The sequence below is a fragment of the Akkermansia sp. RCC_12PD genome, assembly GCF_036417355.1.
Classification (GTDB): Bacteria; Verrucomicrobiota; Verrucomicrobiia; order Verrucomicrobiales; family Akkermansiaceae; genus Akkermansia.
Genome location: NZ_CP143889.1, coordinates 31,194 through 50,549 on the forward strand (window position 1 = coordinate 31,194; position 19,356 = coordinate 50,549).

At 52.0% G+C, this 19,356-nt stretch carries 15 protein-coding genes and 1 tRNA gene; 9 read left to right on the forward strand and 7 right to left on the reverse strand.

Annotated features, from left to right (window positions below):
- Positions 1 to 7 precede the first annotated feature (7 nt).
- The 3 genes from V3C20_RS00120 (at position 8) to V3C20_RS00130 (ending at position 4,197) form a co-directional block, all read left to right on the forward strand.
- Positions 8 to 598 carry a manganese efflux pump MntP family protein gene (locus V3C20_RS00120; RefSeq protein WP_130083500.1) on the forward strand — a complete coding sequence of 197 codons (591 nt, stop codon included), beginning with the start codon at positions 8 to 10 and terminating at the stop codon, positions 596 to 598.
- A gap of 125 nt (positions 599 to 723) precedes the next feature.
- Positions 724 to 2,952 (forward strand): discoidin domain-containing protein, encoded by a 2,229-nt coding sequence (locus V3C20_RS00125; RefSeq protein WP_130083499.1) that lies wholly within the window; start codon positions 724 to 726, stop codon positions 2,950 to 2,952.
- 27 nt (positions 2,953 to 2,979) lie between these two features.
- Positions 2,980 to 4,197, forward strand: a complete 1,218-nt coding sequence (locus tag V3C20_RS00130) for a hypothetical protein (protein ID WP_130083498.1) — start codon at positions 2,980 to 2,982, stop codon at positions 4,195 to 4,197.
- Between the two features lie 521 nt (positions 4,198 to 4,718).
- Here V3C20_RS00130 and V3C20_RS00135 read toward each other — a convergent pair.
- The 7 genes from V3C20_RS00135 to V3C20_RS00165 all read right to left on the reverse strand — a co-directional run bounded on the left by V3C20_RS00135 (position 4,719) and on the right by V3C20_RS00165 (position 13,527).
- A complete protein-coding gene (locus V3C20_RS00135) occupies positions 4,719 to 7,232 on the reverse strand; it encodes a two-component regulator propeller domain-containing protein (RefSeq protein ID WP_161981326.1) in 2,514 nt (837 codons plus the stop codon).
- Between the two features lie 221 nt (positions 7,233 to 7,453).
- Positions 7,454 to 8,833: a replication-associated recombination protein A gene (locus V3C20_RS00140; protein WP_130083537.1), complete on the reverse strand. Its 1,380-nt coding sequence runs from the start codon at positions 8,831 to 8,833 to the stop codon at positions 7,454 to 7,456.
- Between the two features lie 192 nt (positions 8,834 to 9,025).
- Positions 9,026 to 9,412, reverse strand: a complete 387-nt coding sequence (locus V3C20_RS00145) for a hypothetical protein (protein WP_130083496.1) — start codon at positions 9,410 to 9,412, stop codon at positions 9,026 to 9,028.
- 366 nt (positions 9,413 to 9,778) lie between these two features.
- Positions 9,779 to 10,705: an NAD-dependent epimerase/dehydratase family protein gene (locus V3C20_RS00150; RefSeq protein ID WP_130083495.1), complete on the reverse strand. Its 927-nt coding sequence runs from the start codon at positions 10,703 to 10,705 to the stop codon at positions 9,779 to 9,781.
- 29 nt (positions 10,706 to 10,734) lie between these two features.
- Positions 10,735 to 11,829 carry an aminoglycoside phosphotransferase family protein gene (locus V3C20_RS00155; RefSeq protein ID WP_130083494.1) on the reverse strand — a complete coding sequence of 365 codons (1,095 nt, stop codon included), beginning with the start codon at positions 11,827 to 11,829 and terminating at the stop codon, positions 10,735 to 10,737.
- A gap of 9 nt (positions 11,830 to 11,838) precedes the next feature.
- Positions 11,839 to 12,747 (reverse strand): sugar phosphate nucleotidyltransferase, encoded by a 909-nt coding sequence (locus V3C20_RS00160; protein WP_162851510.1) that lies wholly within the window; start codon positions 12,745 to 12,747, stop codon positions 11,839 to 11,841.
- A 75-nt stretch (positions 12,748 to 12,822) separates the two neighbouring features.
- Entirely contained in the window at positions 12,823 to 13,527 is a 705-nt protein-coding gene (locus V3C20_RS00165; protein WP_130083493.1) for a hypothetical protein, read from the reverse strand.
- A 118-nt stretch (positions 13,528 to 13,645) separates the two neighbouring features.
- On the opposite strand from V3C20_RS00165, the gene V3C20_RS00170 reads away from it, so the two are divergent.
- From V3C20_RS00170 to V3C20_RS00195, 6 genes are all read left to right on the forward strand, one after another.
- Positions 13,646 to 14,338 (forward strand): site-2 protease family protein, encoded by a 693-nt coding sequence (locus tag V3C20_RS00170; RefSeq protein ID WP_130083492.1) that lies wholly within the window; start codon positions 13,646 to 13,648, stop codon positions 14,336 to 14,338.
- A 42-nt stretch (positions 14,339 to 14,380) separates the two neighbouring features.
- The gene (proS, locus tag V3C20_RS00175; RefSeq protein WP_130083491.1) at positions 14,381 to 15,901 is read left to right on the forward strand and encodes a proline--tRNA ligase; all 1,521 of its coding nucleotides are present in this window, start codon (positions 14,381 to 14,383) and stop codon (positions 15,899 to 15,901) included.
- Between the two features lie 568 nt (positions 15,902 to 16,469).
- Positions 16,470 to 16,544, forward strand: a tRNA-Gly gene (locus V3C20_RS00180).
- A gap of 234 nt (positions 16,545 to 16,778) precedes the next feature.
- Complete coding sequence (locus V3C20_RS00185; protein WP_130083490.1) at positions 16,779 to 17,318, forward strand: hypothetical protein; 540 nt, start codon at positions 16,779 to 16,781, stop codon at positions 17,316 to 17,318.
- Between the two features lie 1,098 nt (positions 17,319 to 18,416).
- Complete coding sequence (locus tag V3C20_RS00190; protein ID WP_130083489.1) at positions 18,417 to 18,803, forward strand: hypothetical protein; 387 nt, start codon at positions 18,417 to 18,419, stop codon at positions 18,801 to 18,803.
- Positions 18,770 to 19,126, forward strand: coding sequence for a hypothetical protein (locus V3C20_RS00195; RefSeq protein WP_130083488.1), 357 nt, complete (start codon positions 18,770 to 18,772; stop codon positions 19,124 to 19,126). The genes V3C20_RS00190 and V3C20_RS00195 overlap by 34 nt, the downstream gene beginning before the upstream one ends.
- Positions 19,127 to 19,356: the final 230 nt, after the last annotated feature.

Here is a 19,356-nt window from a genome sequence, read left to right on the forward strand (position 1 = left end):
TCCCTTCATGAATCCGGCTGATTTACTCTTTCTGGCATTTGCGCTATCCGTGGACGCCTTTGTAGTAGCCTTCTCCTTCGGCCTGATCATCAAGAAAAACCGGTTCCGCAACGGCATGGAAATATCCCTGGCCACCGGGGGCGGCCAATTCCTGATGCCCGTGCTGGGCTTCTTCCTCACGGGAACCGTACACGGCTACATAGCGGAATGGGACCACTGGCTGGGATTTGCCGTCTTCACCATACTGGGGATCAACGTCATCCGGGAGGGCAGGAACCACAGGACGAACAAGGAACTGCCCGACGTCTCTTCCCTGACGGCCTTCACCCTGCTGGGCGTCGGCATAGCCACCAGCATAGACGCCCTCGTAGCGGGCATCAGCATTTACCTTTCCTCTGTCCAATGCGGGGCCTCCCCGCCGTTCCACGCGGTATTCCTACCCGCGGCAGTCATTGGAACCACCACCTTCCTCTGCACGGCTGCCGGCTTTTTCCTGGCCCGCAAACTGCACCGGTTCCCCTCTTTCCATCTGGAAGCTGGTGCGGGAATCATCCTCATCGGCCTGGGAGTGAAAATGCTCTGCGACCATATGTGCTGACCCCCGGAATGGCGGAGGTTTTTCATTCCATCACTGAAAAAAACGCTCTTATCCAACCGTAATAAGCCGGAAAAGGAACTGGTACCGCGCACCCTTTTCTGCTATTCTTGTAAAAGCTTTTCCACATGAATATTTCACATCTCATTCTCTGTACCTCCCTGCTTGCCGCGCCCATCTGCGCGGCTCAGGACTTTACGGAACCGGAAGCGGCAGCTCCGGTCGTTGCCAGTCCCCTGCCTTCCTCCATGGCTCAAAAAATTTCCTCCGGCGACTTTGCCGGCCTGCAAACGGAAATCAGGGAAGCCCTGCAAGCCGCCGGCGAACAAACCAAAGCCACACAGAAACTGCTTCAGGATAACAAATACCGGCACCTGCTGGACATTCACGAGCTGCTGCGCGTTACGGGACCGGACAACATGAAAGCCATCTTCTCCAAAAGCCCCCAGGATGCGGCCTTCGTCAAGGCATTTCTGCAAGACCCGGGGTGGATGGAACTCTACCTGGGCGCGGGCCTCATTCCGGAAAACTCCCCGACCGGCATCCAAATTCTTTCCGATATCTGGAAAGCCGACGGCAAAAGCCCGGACTTCCGCACCTACCAGTCCCTAGCTACGGGAATCGCCTCCGTCTTCTCCACGGGTCCCTTCGCCGGAAAACTGAAGGCCAACTCCGCCAACTGCAACCCCGTGCGCCGCTACCAGATCTTTAAAAAACTGCATCAGGAAAACAAGCTGCACCCCGGCTTCATCAAGCTGCGCCCGTGGGAAATCCGCTTCGTCACCGGCATCCATTGGGACGACAAATCCTATGAATGGCTCAACGAGCACATCAACCTGCCCTGGCGGCGCTACACGGACGCCTGCTGGGCCGCTCCCTATACGGGCAACAACTTCTTTGGAGACACCATCCAGGGCCCCCTCTTCTACGTCCCGTGGCGTGACTCCAGCGGCGAGGCGGAAAACACCCGGACCATCGGCGGCGTCTGCGGCGGCCTCTCCCACTTCGGGACCATGGCGGCGCAGGCGCACGGCATTCCGGCCTATCCCGTGGGCCAGCCCGGCCACTGCGCCTATGCGGTGCGCGTGAAGCGCGGACAATGGAAAGGCGGTTTCGGCGGTCCGGACGGCGGCATGCACAACCACATCTTCGGCAGCGAGGCGCCTACCTCCTACCTGCTGATGGAAGCCGTTTTTGCGGACAATGAAAAAATAGACCTGGCGTACCAGTGGGCGTACCAGGCCCGGCTTGACGAAATCCTAGGCAACAAGGACAAGGCCATCCAATCCTGGCAGGAAGCGCTCAAACAAACGCCCCTCCATCCTTTCTTCCGCACGGAGCTTCAGCGGCTTCTTCTGGAAAAACAGGGCATGCAGCCCATCGACTGGTACGTGTACGCCAAGGACGCCCTCTCCCACTACAAGGGCAACGGATTCGCCGCCTTTGGCATCCTCAAGGACGTACAGAACAAATTCCTGATGGACATTCCCCCTGCGGACCGCATTGCATGGTTCCGGGACCTGCATGAAACAATCGCCGCCACTCCCACCTCATGGGCGGTAAAATTCCAGCCTGTGCTGGACTCCCAGTCCGCCTTCCTGACCACGCCGCAGGAAAAGGCGGCCTATCTGGAAACGGTTCTCTCCACCCACCTGAAAACGGGAGACGGCACCAACTTCGGCCAGGCGCTGGAATGGGCCGTCAAAACCTTTGTGGAAAACGGGCAGGCGGACACCTTCTCCAGCGCGTTCGCCAAGGTGGCCCAGCAGGCGGGCGGCAATGGAGCCTCCGGCTCCGCTCCCGATCCCAAAAAGTTGAAGGAAGCGTATGGAAAGGCCATTTACGCCACGGAAGTGGCACGCTCCATTCCGGCCTTCCAGACTCTGAGCAAAGCCGCGGCTTCCTTCTCGGACGCCAATACTTCCTCCAACACCGTTAATACACCTGTGCCCCAGGACTGGAAGCTCGTCCCCGCCGACGGCATGGTCAGGTGTTCCACCACCTGCCAGTGGGACAGCCCGTGGGACCACATCAACCTGCTGCGCCCGTGCGGCGGCTCCCACCACACGGACAAGGAAGCCAATCCGAACGTTATTGTGGAACTGAAAAACGGCGTGAATCTGGCGGGACTCATCATCACCAAGCGCAACGGCAATGAAGACCGCATGAAAAAGATGGAAGTCTCCACCTCCACGGACGGCGCCACCTGGTTCCCCCTGGCTTCCACGGACAACATGTCCAAGGAATGGGTAGTCACCGCTCCGGAAGGCACCAGGGCAAAATGGATCAAGGTGGAAGCCAAAAACGCCCAGCCCGAATTCATGCACCTGCGCCACATCCTCGTTTACGAAAAGTAACATCAACCACTCTCCGCCACTCACTCCATGTTTTACAGCATCACTACACTCCCCCGCCTTCTGGCGGCGGCCGTCATCCTTGCGGCGCCTCTTCAGGCCGCCCTGCCCGCCTACCATGCCGTCAAGGATGAGGCAAAAACCGTCAACAAATACATGATCGTCGTCTGGGCCGGCACGGACTGGTCTCCCAAGTCACGGGAAGTCACGCGCGCCGCGGAACACCTTTCCAAAAGCTCCGCGGAACCTGTTCTCTGGTGCGTCCAGGACGAGCGGGAGGAAATGACGGAAGAAGAAAAGAAACTGCCCAAGCCGCCCGGTGCCGTCTGGAACATTCCCGCCATCCAGGTAGTCTCCCCGGACGGCCACACGGTATTCCTTTCGGAAGGCGTTTCCAGAGACACACTGCCCGCCGTCGTGAAACAGGCGGTGGAAGCCGTCAAGCAGCAGAACAAGGCCAATGCGCTGTGGGAAAAAGCCGCTGCCGCCTCCGGAGCTAACGCGGCCGCCCTGTACGGGGAAGGCCTTCAGCAGCTCCCGCCCTATGCGGCACGGGAAAGAAAAGACATTCTGGAAAAAATCAGAAAGGCGGATCCGGAAGATACCCGGGGCATGCACTTCAAATACACTTTCAACCACTTGCCCTACATTGAAAAAATCCAGAGGATGGTGAACGACTCCGCCAAGGACGGCGGCCAGAAGGACTACAAGGCCGCCCACGCCTATGTGGACAAGCAGCTTAAAATACCGGGCATGACTCCCCTGCAGAAACAACAGGTCATGGCCGCCAGATTCTGGCTCTACCGCAATGAGGGGAAAAAGGATCTCGCCCTGAAAACCCTGACAGACATCGCCCGCATCTCCCCCAAGACACTGATGGGCGTGGGAGCGCAGAGCTACTACCGTTACCTGACGGAACCCGTCACTCTCAAGGAACCGCGCATCACGGGCTACTATCTCCGCCCGGAAATGACGCCTACCCGCGTCAACATTGCCGGCATGCTCAACGGCCCGGGCAATTACAAAATAACCTTCAAGATGAACAGCGGCGGATGCAGCATCCGCAATCCCCGTTTCATGAGGGGTACGCGCGTTGTCAGTGAACTGCCCCGTGACCAGCAGGACAAAAATGGCAGGGAATTCATCCTGCGCCTCTCCGGCTCGGAAAAACCGGACCTGGTCTTCGACTGCCAGGGCCACGGCTGGTTTGACGTGGACTGCGACATCATCGTTACCAAGGAATCCTGATACCCTGGCATCCGAGTCAATTAAAAGAGCTGTTCACATTACTTGTGGACGGCTCTTTTAATTGATACCTTAATCTATTTTTGATCTACTTAACACTTACCATGTAAGTAACATCTCTGAGCATCACATCTTCTCGGAGTATTATTTACTGCTACTCATAATGTTTCAAATGTGCATCTTTATTGCAACAGATATAGACAATATGAACTGGTAAAAAACCTCATTCATTTTTCGTACGTTAGTACCAATGTTAAATCCATCATCATCTTTCACACTAAGAGTATCTCACTCCGATTTTGCTTGAACATCATCTTCTTCCATCAATTCGTGTCGTTCATTATCATCGTTCTTGATATGAAATGCAAATGCAACATCGCTATCGGCATATCTTCTCCATTAAACATATCCAATACATCTTCAATGCCACCATCACCCATTGCAAGTTGATCAAGATGATCGCATCGGCTTCTACTTTTACCTCACTCCGTATGAAATAGCCCAAGAAGCTATCGTAGTCGGTATTATTTTATTTCATTTTTTTGCATCTTATATTGCTTATATAACTCAAATCTATTTTTAGACTTGGTAATTTCATACGACTTTTTCTTCATTTCATCAACTGACATTGGTGGCTCGGAAGAAGAACCGGGCAAATATGATTTCCATTCTATACCCAATAATTTCATATCAAAAATTTCTAAAGGAGTAAACGGAATTACACGCGGACTTTTCGGAAAAACTAAAGAAGAACAATAAATACCGCTTAGACGTTCCTGTTTATTAAACCAAGACTTTGCCATCAGCTCTTCCATGGCATTTCTTTCTTCTTGATTCCATAAATTCAAATGCCATCGCATAAATTTAATAGTATCTAATTTTTCTCCATTTTTAACAGCAGTCCGGTAAATATATGTTTTCAATGCCTCACTTCTTGAGGCATCGTTAGCATTTGCAGGAATTTTAGCAACGTTATCAAAAATATTAATTATTCCTTTTGTAGTTTCTTCTCCATTGATGGAGGGAGGTTTCGGATAGATATTACAATATTGACGGGAGGGATGTTCTCGGACATGTTTGTTTCCTTTTCCATCCAAGAGTTTTGTCACAAAAATACCGTTTAAAATAGTATTAAAAGAATTATTCTTACAAATTCTGATCGCATAAAGACATCCACCTTTGGCAAGGAAAGATTTATAAACACCTGAGCGTGTGAAGAAATTAACTCGGCTTCTTGCAAGAACAGGATATTTAGTCAACTTGGAAATATCACCTTTTTCAAGAGTATCTTTTAACTCATAATTATTATTAGGTGATTCCATAAGGGGAAATTTCCTGACCTCTATCAGATAATCGCGCAAAGCCGGATTTTTCTCATGTCCATTCGGGTTATAAAAATAAAGAGCGAAATGATACCATCCCTGAGGCAATGAGAGAAAGGCCCATACATCTGGACCATCAAATGATCTTGCATAATTTTCACCATGATCATCCCATTCAGCCTCTGTCCGAATACCAGACATAATATTCCTTAATACATTTTCATTATTATTGGCACATCCCCAATGAATCCAATGTCGAAGCCCTTCTCCTTTTTTCTGATTCGCTCCTGTTTTCCCTACCACAGAAATTTTTTGATTAGGAAAACTGTAAAAATAGTCATCTCGTGGAGCATTGGTAGCACATAAAAGAGCATAATCACGACCATAGCGTTCGCACCAATCCCCTTTTGTGTTCCAATCCTCTTTCCAGAAAAAAACATCTCTTTTATCACTATGGAGTTTATTTTCCCCTAAGGCTGTCAAATTCTCCACAGAAAGCACTGATGGCTCCTTAGGAAAAGGAGGACACTGGTCTATTTCATGTTTATCAAAAGTCCATTCTTTTTTCCCCCGTTCAAGCATGACTAGCCCTTTTCCATAAGTTCCAGCTAATACCGTACCATTTGGATAAGCTACAATGGTTGTAACGAATTGAGATGAAAGTGAATTTCTTTTATCTTTACCGTAATCCTTAATAACTGAATGAGTTTTGTGATCTAGCAAGATTGCTCCGTAACTTCTAAACCCTACAAAAATCCCTTTCTCCGTAGATTGTAAGGCAGATACATAATCCTCTTTCAGAAAATAATCATTTTTTACAACTCTTTTTTTATTTCTAGAGATTTTTGCTCCAAACACACCTTCATTTTTGAAATTATAATCTGTTCCTCTCATATATTGCCAATTACCTGTTTTAGAAGTCCAAGCTAAACCGCCGCAGGTAGCAAGAAGAATACTGCCATTATGCCCTTCCATAATAACATTGCAAAGATTGGAAGGTAGCCCTTCCCCTGAGGGAGTTTCCGGCTGGCGGATATTTTGTTTTTCATCCCAATACCATTTAGACTGTATTGTCTTCCATTTCAAATATCTATTTTGAGAAGAGGAATAGGAAACTCCCCCACAATGATAAGCTACCCATAACATTCCCTTTTTATCAAAGCATAACGAAGAAACTTGATCTGATACCAAACCATCGGCACGTGTTAGATCCTTCCAACTTTCATCCTTGGGATTATAAATGCTTACTCCACCGGAAGAAGCTATGGCTATTTCCCCACTTAATGGAGACACGGCCAGAGCGTACACTCTGTCCCCTAAAAGAACAGTTTCCTGAGTGTAAGTTTTCCATTCCTCCCCATTGAAGACGGCAACCCCACTATGGTCTGTTCCTACCCATATACGCCCCTGTTTATCCTGTACTATGCAACGAAAATCAGAAGTATTCGGAAAATTTTTAAAATAACGAAGATCCAACCACGAATCGTTTTCTCTTGATCCAGCATCCAATCGGTAAATGGACGCGTTTTCACCAATCACCCATAACGAGCCATCAGTAGCCAACATTGTACCTGTAACATAGGAAATGGGGCATACGGGAAATATATCTGGAACAGATACTGTCGTTGGAACTCCAAGAAGAGACGATGGTGAAATCATTCCTAAAAATGGAAAAAATATCCCACATAAAAAACGTTTAACAACGGATAATTTCATGAATCGGATCATCTTATGATATTTATGATCCTCATATAAAAAAAACAGGAGTCAATCTATTTCATTCAATAATGGTAAAAATATACTATTTAGCAAATATCATTCTATATATGAGATTGGAGATTAAAAATACTAATCTATTAAAATAAAAAAGGAAAATTCAATATTCCAAAAAATAAAGATGTGAAATAAAGAAGAATGATATACATATAATCAAAAAGCTATAACTCTATTTCATTCTTTCCAATTTCTTCCGCCATTTTGCGGCGGTATTCCATCCGTTCGCTGATGCGTAATTCCAGGCCGTTCCGGGTGGGCGTGTAGTACACGCGCCCTTCCGGCAAGTAGGCCTGCGGAACGTAATGCTCCGGATAATCGTGGGAATACAGGTATTCCAGACGGGCGGCGTCCGCCCCTCCGGCCGCGGCCAGTTTTTTGCGCGTGGGCGTCCGGAGATGCTCCGGCACGGCAAGTGTCTTGCCATTCCTCACGTCGTTCATGGCGGCGTTGATCCCCATGTAGGCGGAATTGCTCTTGGGAGCGGTCGCCAGATATACCGTAGCGTGAGCCAGGGGAATGCGGGCTTCCGGCATCCCGACCATTTCCGCCGCCCGGGCCGCATCCAGGGCCACGCGCAAGGCATTGGAATCCGCCAGACCGACGTCCTCCGAAGCGGCGATCACCAGCCGCCGCCCAATAAAACGGATATCCTCCCCCGCCTCCAGCATCATCCCCAGCCAGTACAGGGCGGCGTCCGGGTCGGAACCCCGCATGGACTTGATAAAGGCGGAAATCGTATCGTAATGGGAATCGCCCAGGCGGTCATACTTGATCGCCTTGCGCTGGATGGACTCCTCCGCCACAGACAGATCCACGTGGACGATTCCGTCATCCCCCGCAGGCGTGGAAAGCACGGCCACTTCCAGGGCCGTGAGAGCCTTTCTGGCGTCTCCGTCCGCCTTGGCGGCCAGATGGTTCAGGGCTTCCTCCCCCATGTCCACGCGGGATGCCCCCAAGCCGCGCTCCGCATCCGCCAGAGCGCGTTTCAACAGGGAAACCAGTTCCTCTTCCGGAACAGGCTCCAGCGGAAACACCTGGGAACGGGAAAGCAGAGGGGAATTGATCGCAAAATAGGGATTCTCAGTCGTAGCGCCGATAAATCTGACGGTTCCTTTCTCCAGATGGGGAAGCAGCACGTCCTGCTGGGCCTTGTTAAAGCGGTGCAGTTCATCCACGAACAGCACGGTCTTGCGGCCATGCATGCTCATGCGCATCTGCGCCTGGGCGATGCGCTCCCGGATCTCGGCCACGTTGGACTCCACCCCGTTGAGCATCATGAAATGGGCGTTTGTCGTGCGGGCGATGACGGAAGCCAGCGTGGTCTTGCCGCAGCCGGGAGGACCGTAAAAAATCAGGGAAGTGAACCTGTCCGTTTCAATAGCGCGCCTCAGCAGCTTGCCGGGAGCCAGCAAATGCCTCTGTCCGGCCACTTCATCCAGGGAACGCGGCCGCATGCGCGCAGCCAGCGGCATGACGGACGTATCCGCACCTGGCTCAAAGCCCTCCCGGGATTCGGCCTCCTGTAAACTGAACAAATCCATCACCGACATGCTAGCAACAAACCCTACGCCGTGAAATGGGAAAGTCTGACTTGTCCGGCAAAAGGCACGAAAAGCCGCGCAGGCAATCGCAAAAAACACGGTGACCCCATTCCCGCACCCATGGCATAACGCCCCCGGCCATCTTCAAACGGAAATCCCCGCGTTCCCTATCCTCCCCGCTTTCCCCTTTCTTCAGAGAACGGACCAAGCCGCCAGCATGCAAACCATGCACGCCGGAGCAAGCAAACTGAACAGGAAAGCAGCTACGGCAACGGCCCGTTGCCTCACTTCCCAATACCGCAGGGAAGCTATCAGCATCCAGATGGGAAGAATGATCAAATGTACGAGGGCCAGAAAGCCCCATCCCAGCAAAATAAACATGCAGGTCCACGCACCTTCCGGGTCGCCCTCAGGAAGGCAGAGGCCGAACAGCCAGTCAATGAACAAAAAGGCGATGAATGCCGCAAAAGGAATCCAGCCCCAACTGGCTTCTTCCTTCCGACGGGCAAAGACCAGCTCCAGATAAGGGTTCTCCGCCACCAGGGCAGAATCAAATGTGGAATGACCTGAACCAAACATATTGTCAGGTTCTCTATTCGTTTGCCCCTTTCCTGTCAACGCTATTCAACGGCAAAAACGGGCCGTTTATTTCAACTATCCTTTTATCTAACAAATATTAAATATCAGGCATACTTACACTTCCATCCGCAGTAAAAACACATCGTCACATTTGCTGACCGCTCATTTTAAATACGTGAATATTCCTTTTTGGAAAACCTCTCTAATCATACCCACCACAGTAACAAATACGACTGAAGGACATAAATTGCGGCACACGGAAAATTTGTCATACAGGACCTAGCCTAAACGGAAAAACAACGGGGACCACCCCGCCGGATGCAGCGGAATGGTCCCCGGAAAATCAGAAATCAAAACCCCGGAAGCTTACTTGCCCAGAATGCCCTTGAAGTAGTCAAGGGTGGTGGCAAGACCCTCCGGCAGCGTATATCCGGGCTGCCAGCCGGCATTGCGGAGCTTGTCGGCACAGGCGCGGGAATGCTTCACATCCCCGGCGCGTTCAGGAGCGTGGAGCACCTTGGAGGAGGAACCGGCTGCCTTGATGATATTGTCCGCCAGCTCTTCAATGGTGATCTGTCCGCCGTACCCGGCATTAAACACGCCGGTCACTCCCGGATGCTCCGCCACGAAGGTGAGGGCCCCCACAATGTCCTTCACGTAAATGAAGTCGCGCGTCTGGGTTCCGTCTCCGTAAACGGTGATATCCTCCCCTTTCACGGCCTTCTCAATGAAGATGGGCACTGCGGCAGCATAAGCGCCCTTGGGATCCTGCCTGGGGCCAAACACGTTGAAAAAGCGGACGGCTGCGGTGTTGACTTTCCCTTCAGAACGGAACATGTTGAGGTAATATTCCCCGTCCAGCTTGGTGATGGCATAGGGGCTCTTGGGTTCCGGGTACATGGTCTCCAGCTTGGGAACCGTGGGATTGTCCCCGTAGATGGCGGCGGAAGACGCCAGCACGATCTTCTTGACTCCGGCGGCGGACGCCTCTTCCAGCACATTCAGCAGGCCGTTGACATTGATATCGATGCATTCGCTGATCTTACTCATGGACTCGGGCACGGAAACGAGCGCGGCCATGTGGAAAATGTAATCCACGCCCTGCACGGCCTGGCGCACCAGTTCGCGGTCGCAAATGGAGCCTTCGATAAAAGTGTGCTTGAGGCCGTCCAGGTTCTTGAGGTACCCGGTGCGGAGATTGTCCAGCACGCGGATTTCCTCCGCCTTGTCCTGATAATGTTCCACGATGTGGGAACCGATGAATCCGGCGCCGCCGGTTACGAGAATCTTCATGATTATCCGATATAGGTTGAATGGTTTGCTTAATAACGGTCCACGACCGCCTTCATCTCGTCCATCTGCGCTTCAATGGACTCCACCAGGGCCATCTGCGTGCGGCAGCGGTCCAGGTTGTGTTCCGGGCGGTGGATCTTGAAATACACGTCCCCGGAAAGGTAGTCCGTCAGGAAGCGGATGCCGCACTCCATCGTCAGCAGCTTGCCGGAGAACGGAAGAAGGCTCTTTTCCAGAGGGGTCAGGAAGCTCTTGGCGGAGCTTACATAACCCTGAACGAGAGCTTCAAACATGAACATGCGCATGGTGACCTTGGAAATATCCTTTTCATCTTCCGCTGCGGGAGACGTAGCGGTGCGGATCATGTCCCCGAAGTCGTAAATGGCGGAACCGGGCATCGTGGTATCCAGGTCGATCACGCAGATGCCTTCCCCGGTCACGTCATCCAGCATCACGTTGTTCAGCTTGGTATCATTGTGCGTGCAGCGCAGGGGCAGTTCTCCGGACTTCAGGTAATCCACCACCAGGTGGCAGTCCGCCTCACGGGAAAGGTACCAGTCGATTTCCTTCTGCACCTCCTTCACACGGCCGAGCGGATCAGCCTGGATGGCATCCTTCAGGGCGGCCAGCCTGGAAGTCGTGTTATGGAAATCCGGAATGGTCTCAAACAGGGGTTCGCCGGGAAGGTCGGCCGTCAGCTTCTGGAAGTCGCCGAAGGCGCGGGCCGCTTCCACGCACTGCTTGGTAGTTTCAATCTGGTCGTAGGTCCGGGCGCGTTCGATGAACGGATACACGCGCCAGCAATTGCCGTCCGCATCCAGGGCGTAGGGCTTGCCGTCCACGGCGGGCACCAGCGTGAGGGTCCGGCGGTAGGCTTCCGGACAGTTTTCCTCCTTCAAACGCTTCAGGGCGTGGTCTGTCACGCGCTTTACGTTCTCCATCAGCGGAATGGGCTGTCTGAACACGTTATGGTTCACGCGCTGGAGAATATAGCGGATGCGCAGGCCGGCCTGGTCCACCCAGACGCAGTAGGTATCGTTGATGTGGCCGCTGCCGTAGGAATAGCCCTGGACGAAATCGCCCCGGAGGTCAAACAGGGAAGAAACAGCCTTGAGATCGTGCATTGCGGGAACTTAGTTGAGCTTTTCAGGGTACACGCCCTGCTTGATCAATTTGTTGATGCCTTCCACAACCATGGGCTTGTCATCCGGATAGGTGACGCCGAACCAGGTGGAGGTAGTAGGCAGAACCTTGCAGTCCGCCCGGTCCGCATGAATCAGGGCGTCCACCACGGTGGGAATGAAGCATTCGCTCTTGGGCTCCTGTCCGTATTCTTTCAGGAAGTCAATGAAACGGTCTTCCGTCAATTCGACAAAGGAGGGGGAGAAGAGCCAGAAATTCATGGACACCAGTTCTTCCGGATTCACGGGCAGGCGTTCGCCCTTCAGGTTATTCCCGCGCACCACTCCGTCTTCATCGGCCTGAATCTTCACGAACTCTTCCACACCGTCCAGCAATCCCTCCTTGATGGAGCAGATGCCGCGGTTCACGTCCCCGTTGTCGGACAGGGTATTCTTCAGCGGATACCCGATCATGCCGTAATGGGCCTTGTTCGGTTCATCCGTGGTGGAAGTCAGGAACTTGGCAGCCTGGACAAAAGCGTCCGCGCCGTAAAAATCGTCAGCGTTCACGACGGCGAAAGGCTCCTTCACCACATTGCGGGCGGCGCGCAGGGCGTGGGCGGTGCCCCAGGGCTTTTCACGGCCTTCCGGCACGGAAAAGCCTTCCGGCAGGTCGTCCAGGGACTGGAACGCATAATCCACTTCAATCTTGTCGGCAAATCGGCTGCCGACCTTTTCCTTGAACACATCTTCAAAATCGCGGCGGATGATGAATACCACCTTGCCGAATCCGGCGCGGATGGCGTCATAAACCGAATAATCAAGAACGACTTCACCATTGGGGCCCATCGGGTCAAGTTGCTTGAGGCCGCCGTAACGGCTGCCCATGCCAGCTGCTAAAACAAGAAGTGTAGGCTTCATAATACGCGGGCCATTATGACCAAGCCTCCCGGTTTGGCAACTGGAAAATGCCGGGAGAAGGGAGAAAATGCCCGGTCAGAAAGAGTAAGAGCACCAAAGCCCCAGCACCACTTTTTTAAAATCGTCGCGCCCGTAGCCGCAATACAATCCGATGAAAGGCTCCACCCGCAGCCCGGTGGATGCGCCCCACAGGAATCCTGTGCGCACCATCACCTCCTTCAGGCCGGTTCTGCCCATATAATCCTGAGAAAAGCCCAGGGACACCGTATTCACCATGGCCACGGACTCACACAGCAGTGGCTGCCAGGTAGCCGCCCACTCCGAATAAAATCCATCCTGCCCGGCATCGTAAAGCAGGGAACCGCGGAACGACCAGTCCCTCTTGGGATTCCACCTCAGCACCAGCCCCGGCTCAGCACCGCTCTTCAGGGGACAGGAATCATACCACTGCCCGTTGAGGAAGAAGCCGGCCGTACACTCGTCCGCCAGGTAATACTGGACCTCCCCGTGCAGGGAAGTCTGGTTGAAATTCCGACTCTGCCAGTTGCGGACGGAAAAAAGCTCCCCACTCATGGCCCAGGAATCAGACAGGGAAAAACCGCCGGAAATCTGCCCTTCCACAGAATTGTTCCCCATCTTCTCCCCCCGGTAAACGTAATGGGAACGGTAGCCGCCCAGCAACTCGCCGCCCATGCGTATGGGGGAACGCCCGTCCATCTCCGTCAGTGGCGGCGGCCCCTCGTAGCCCAGCGCCGCCAGCGCGGCACAGCACAGGATCATGGCAAAAAGCCTCATTCCATTCATTTAACACATTCGGGAGAGCCTTTCCAACGCCAAAACGGTGCATGCACATTCTCCGGGCTTGGCAAAAAGGGATTATGCCCTTACCCTCTCGCGCATGATCCACTTCACGCTGTTCGGGATACCTATCTATATCCGCCCCACATTCTGGATAGTGCTGGCCATCTTCGGCGGCATACTCGGCGTAAGCAGTGTGGAATCCCTCATTTACCCGGCCCTGTTCGTCATTGCCGGATTCATCGCCATCCTTTCCCATGAACTGGGGCATGCACTGGTGGGCCGCAAACTGGGAGGAGGCCAGCAAACCATTATCCTGGAACTCTTCGGCGGCGTGACCAGCAGCCACGGCATGCAGCTCACCCGCGCCGGACGTGTCCTGATGATTCTGGCGGGTCCCATGATGACGCTGATTCTGGGCGTCATCAGCATCCTGATTGCGTGGAATATCGTTGGTCCCGTCCTGACCGCCAACGGAAAGGACTTCTGGGATCTGGTGCTCTATCCCTACTTGGCAACGGCCGTCTCCCCCAAACTGTACATCCTCTCCTGCCTCATCATGATCGGCGAATGGTGGACTGTCCTCAATCTGCTGCCCATCTATCCCCTGGACGGCGGCCAGTTGGTCGCCCAATTCGTCCGCTCTCCCAAAAAAGTATTCATGACCGGGTTCATCACCTCCATCGTTATCGGCCTGGTCAGCTTCCAGCTCTTCCACGGCTACTTTATCCCCATATTCATGGCCCTCTTTGCCTTCAGCAACTACCGGGAATATAAAAACGCCCCCTTTTAATGCATTCGCGGGCTCTCCCCTTCCCTTCAACACACCATCCATATGTCTCAACAAACCGCAATCACCCCCACCCGCGCCCAGGACTTCCCCGAGTGGTACCAGCAAGTCATCAAGGGAGCCGACATGGCGGAAAACTCCGAAGTGCGCGGCTGCATGGTCATCAAGCCGTGGGGCTACGCTATCTGGGAGCTCATCCAGAAGGACCTGGACCAGCGCTTCAAGGACACCGGCCACACCAATGCCTACTTCCCCCTGCTCATCCCCATCTCCTACCTGGAAAAGGAAGCCGAGCATGCTGAAGGCTTTGCAACGGAATGCGCCGTAGTTACCCACCACAGGCTGGAAGCCCAAAAGGATGAAGCCACCGGAAAAACACACATGATCCCTACCGGGGAGCTCACGGAACCCTTCGTCATCCGCCCCACGTCGGAAACCGTTATCGGCGCAGCCTTCGCGCGCTGGACGTCCAGCTACCGCGACCTTCCCCTCAAGATCAACCAGTGGTGCAACGTCATGCGCTGGGAAATGAGGCCCCGCATCTTCCTGCGTACCGCGGAATTCCTGTGGCAGGAAGGCCACACCGCCCATGAAACGCGGGAGGAGGCCATTGAAGAAACCCTCACCATGCACAAGGTGTATGAGGAATTCCAGCGCGACGTGCTAGCCATCCCCACCATTCCCGGAGAAAAAACGGAAGCGGAACGCTTCCCCGGAGCGGAACGGACCTACACCGTGGAAGCCATGGTGCAGGACCGCAAGGCCATCCAGGCGGGCACCTCCCACTTCCTGGGCCAGAACTTCTCCAAATCGCAGAACATCTGCTTTGCCGGACGGGACAACACCCAGCAATTCGCGTGGACAAGTTCCTGGGGCGTCTCCACCCGCATGATCGGCGCCCTGATCATGATGCACTCCGACGACGACGGCCTGGTATGCCCGCCCCGCGTGGCCCCCCAGCAGGTAGTCATCATTCCCGTTACCCCCAAGGAAGACACGCGCCAGGCAATTCTGGACCACTGCGAGGAACTGGCCCGCACCCTCCGCGCCAAAACCTTCCACGGCCAGCCCCTCCGCGTGCTGGTGGACAGGCGCGACCTGGGCGGCGGCGCCAAAAAATGGGAATGGGTCAAGAAAGGCGTGCCCGTTCGCTTGGAAATAGGCCCCCGCGACCTGGAAAAAGGCTCCGTCTGCTTCCAGCGGCGCGACCAGGCCCCCAACGAAAAAACCTTCCTCCCTGAAACGGAATTGGCGGACACCATCACGGATATTCTCCAGAACATTCAGGACACCCTGCTCAACAAGGCTGTTGCCTTCCGGGACGCTCACATCCGCCCCGCCTCCACACTCCGGGAACTGGAAGAAAACTTCTCCGGAGAAGGAGACGCCGACTGGCTGCAAGTGCCGTGGGACGGCTCTCCGGAAGAGGAGGAAGAACTCGCCAAACGCCTGCGCATCTCCATCCGCTGCATTCCTCTGGGAGAACTGGGCCACGGAGACCCCGCCCCGTGCATCCTCACGGGCCGCCTGACAGAACGCCGCGTCCTCTGGGCCAGAAGCTACTGACCCTCTCATAAAAACCATCCGCTTTCCCGGGACTGTTCCGCGGCCAGGTAAACAAGCCTTCCCGGAACAGTCCCGTTTTTCATGCTGCGGAGATTCTTCCAAGCCCTCCGACACTTTGTTCAGAAAAACACTTCTATCGGATATCGGGCACCAGACCTCTCTATCTTTTAATCCCTTATAAAGGATAAAACCATGGACCTCTGGTTTACCTTCCTGAATGCCAATCTCCACCATTCTTGGAATGAGTGCATTGCGTGATAACAGCCAGGCGGAATCACCTATTCGTTCATGTCCACCTGAAAACCGGGGACGATCTGAACGCGACAGACACTTTGCTGACAGGGTTCCCCGTGAAATAGGAATAGTCTGGACAAGCAAACTCCCCTCCCTCTTCCTTCAAGATGCCTCTGATAAATATGGAGACTTCCATCCGCCACACGGCAAACGGTAATTTTCAGACAGCTTCCTGGGAAAAAGACGGACTTTTCTCTAAAAAAATCTTGCCAAATTCGAATCCCCATATATATTTTCTGCCACACGGACGCCGCAAGGCAGTCGGTCATCCAAAGCGGATGTAGCTCAGGGGTAGAGCGCAACCTTGCCAAGGTTGATGTCGTGGGTTCGAATCCCATCATCCGCTCCATTTTTTCTTTTCCAACTTGTTCCTTCCGGGCAGTTTTTTTGTGTGTTCATCTGCTGATTTTGATGCAGAGCTGAATCTCCGGGTTCTGCTGTGATTGGTGACGCATTCCGTAATGCCAATAGATCGCGCTATGCTCATCATTCACTGAATCAGCAATGATCACATATAAAACGTGTTGATTACTACTCCACATTGATATAGTAAAGATGATCTGGTTATTAGCGTTACTTCACCATGAATATATTATTGCCAATAAGCGCATGTGCTTTTCTGCTCTCCGCTCATCCTTCCATGTCGGCGGAAGAAAAAAGCATTTCTCATCCTAGCGACCAGACCATTACGATTCCCGATTCCCTCGACGGCTACACGCTGACCATGACGAGCAAAAAGATAAAATACGTCCATATCAGCTTTTATACTCAAGCTCTTGACGATGGTGCAATCGTCAGAAATGGAGGAATTGGAGACTACTACGAAAAATATAAAGAACGTGTATCATATACTTCCGATTCCTCCTACAATGCCACGATCGTATTTTCCAAAGACCAATGGACAAAGGGGCAAGATTCAGAAAGTTATATTTGTGAAAAAATAGGAAAGGACAGATTGGTTATCAAATCCGTAAAGATAGAAAATGGTATTCCTAGAGCGATTGAACCCTATTTATTCCTTTATTTTAAGACATCTGATGGAGGCAATGCTTATGTTTTAGAGGAAGAAAGTATAGGAGGAAACATCTCATTCATGCTGAAAAAATCTTCAGAAAAACAATAAACGGAAAAGGGCTGCCTGAGACTGGAGCAGCCCTTCCGATTGCTAAATCGGGAGGAAGCCCCCGCAGGACGATTTCCCATGCTTCAAGAAGGGAAACATGGGAAATCGTGTTATTGGGTTACGGTGTTTTACCCCGAAGGAATCTCCTGCACCCTTTCCTTGACCAGGAGGAAGAAAGACGCAATGCTGGAAAATAGTGGCACACTATTTTATCAGATAATTACCCGATAAATGCTCTCACGCCCGATTTGTTCAATGAATCGCCCTCCATCCAGATACGTCTTACACACCTTGCCATCGTATAATCCTCATCCAGCGCTTCCCTACATTTGAAAAACCACCGGATTATATAACCTGTTCGGGCTACATTTCCATCCTTGGAGGACCCCAGCAGCAACAACCATGCCATCGTACGGGCCGTTCTCTTGGTTTCTGCTTCTTTTTGGCTGTAACCAGACCTCCTTTCGCCGACTTGGGTACAAACGCATTCGCGGACAGAGCTTTCGCCCCATAAAACAGCGTTATCGCCAGCCTCTTACAACAATTACCATCCACATTCACAACAATGGAGACAAATGAGCCGGCTAAAAAAGGACGTGTTAATATACAATGTACCATGTGATTTATCCTCCGGGAGTATCAGCATGCCAGGGAGAAAATTTGAGCCAGCTACATCAGACCCCACCCAAATAAATTACTCCTTCTAAACATCTTGTTTTATTTTATAACATTCATTATATGTATCTCTTAAAATTGTTGGTATTGACATGCATTCTATGGATGAGCGGGGCCCAAGGTTCCTTCACCCGGGAGGCTGCGGAATCTGGGCAGAAAAAATCACCCGCTCCTCGGCAAAATGATCTTGGAACGGACCTTTCTTCATTCAAATACGGCGTTTTGCCGGTCCATAATATCTTGCAAGATTGTAAATAATTAAAAGACGTTCTCGATTCCATTACAACGCCGGAAACCGGACAAAACAAGGAAGAGACAATTTCCTTTCTTTGGGAACGTGCTGTACTGAACAATGTTATTCTCGCGGACAGCATTCGGAGCAACCCCGCAAAGTACGAGGCAACGGAAGATGAAGCAAAAGAATTGTATGCCGTCCTGGTAGCAGTTAACCAGCAGCTCAAGGATACATTAAACCTGTTGCGTGACCTGCAAAAAAGAAACCTGTTGGAAATTGAATTTGAACTTATGCTGGAAACAAAATGCTCCATCCTTGAAGGCTATCTGGACAAGCATCAATCCTCTCTTTCCGATTCGGACTGCATCAATGCTTTTGAGAAGAATAAGGGATATCCCTATTTGCTCCAGGCTTTTTTTGCGATGTACCGTGAAAAAGACATGAATGCAGCGAAGCTACTCTTCCGGGAAGGTGCACAGAAAGGGAGCAAAAAGGCACAACTCATGGAAGAGCTCTGTGCGCATTCCAACCCCGCAAAATCATGGATGGCATTCTGGAAATTCTTCCCCGTTTAAATGCAGTCGCCGCCAGGATCACGGATCGGAACATGGCGGAAGCGAATGAGGAGAGCCTTGTCTCATTATTTAATTCCCTTCGTTTTCAAATTTCCCTGCTCAACAGGAGTCCCCAGTCTGAAAAAGACTCCGAATATATGCTTCAGACCTGGAATCCCGTTTATCAAAATGCAATGCAGCAATTTCATCAGGAATGGGCCAGAATAAAATCCTCTCAATATTTTGAAAATAAAAATCTGAAAAAATCCATCTCAGACAAATCAATATCCCTGAATGTGTCCATCAATTTAAAAAACCTTCTTAAATTGCAACCGAAATCATAGGAACATAAAAAGGGATGCAGTCTCGTTTCCATATCTTAAACAGTTCCTCATTGATATTTATTCCAGCCTTTGGCTGGCCTGCGCCCCAATAGCTCTCGACAAGCTACTCTTTGCCAAAACTTTCATGCAGGATCGCCATACCCTCAACGACAGCACCCTGTGCATGACCATCACAACGCGGCAGGCGTTCAGCATGATGTACCTGGAAAAATCGTAAATCGTAAAATAAC

Bases quoted from the DNA above. Each gene is read 5' to 3' on its own strand.
- proS (WP_130083491.1), top strand. From the start codon at position 14,381: ATGTCTCAACAAACCGCAATCACCCCCACCCGCGCCCAGGACTTCCCC.
- V3C20_RS00140 (WP_130083537.1), bottom strand. From the start codon at position 8,833: ATGGATTTGTTCAGTTTACAGGAGGCCGAATCCCGGGAGGGCTTTGAG.
- V3C20_RS00120 (WP_130083500.1), top strand. From the start codon at position 8: ATGAATCCGGCTGATTTACTCTTTCTGGCATTTGCGCTATCCGTGGAC.
- V3C20_RS00130 (WP_130083498.1), top strand. From the start codon at position 2,980: ATGTTTTACAGCATCACTACACTCCCCCGCCTTCTGGCGGCGGCCGTC.
- V3C20_RS00160 (WP_162851510.1), bottom strand. From the start codon at position 12,747: ATGAAGCCTACACTTCTTGTTTTAGCAGCTGGCATGGGCAGCCGTTAC.
- V3C20_RS00170 (WP_130083492.1), top strand. From the start codon at position 13,646: ATGATCCACTTCACGCTGTTCGGGATACCTATCTATATCCGCCCCACA.
- V3C20_RS00155 (WP_130083494.1), bottom strand. From the start codon at position 11,829: ATGCACGATCTCAAGGCTGTTTCTTCCCTGTTTGACCTCCGGGGCGAT.
- V3C20_RS00165 (WP_130083493.1), bottom strand. From the start codon at position 13,527: ATGATCCTGTGCTGTGCCGCGCTGGCGGCGCTGGGCTACGAGGGGCCG.
- V3C20_RS00125 (WP_130083499.1), top strand. From the start codon at position 724: ATGAATATTTCACATCTCATTCTCTGTACCTCCCTGCTTGCCGCGCCC.
- V3C20_RS00185 (WP_130083490.1), top strand. From the start codon at position 16,779: ATGAATATATTATTGCCAATAAGCGCATGTGCTTTTCTGCTCTCCGCT.
- V3C20_RS00150 (WP_130083495.1), bottom strand. From the start codon at position 10,705: ATGAAGATTCTCGTAACCGGCGGCGCCGGATTCATCGGTTCCCACATC.
- V3C20_RS00195 (WP_130083488.1), top strand. From the start codon at position 18,770: ATGGATGGCATTCTGGAAATTCTTCCCCGTTTAAATGCAGTCGCCGCC.
- V3C20_RS00145 (WP_130083496.1), bottom strand. From the start codon at position 9,412: ATGTTTGGTTCAGGTCATTCCACATTTGATTCTGCCCTGGTGGCGGAG.
- V3C20_RS00135 (WP_161981326.1), bottom strand. From the start codon at position 7,232: ATGAAATTATCCGTTGTTAAACGTTTTTTATGTGGGATATTTTTTCCA.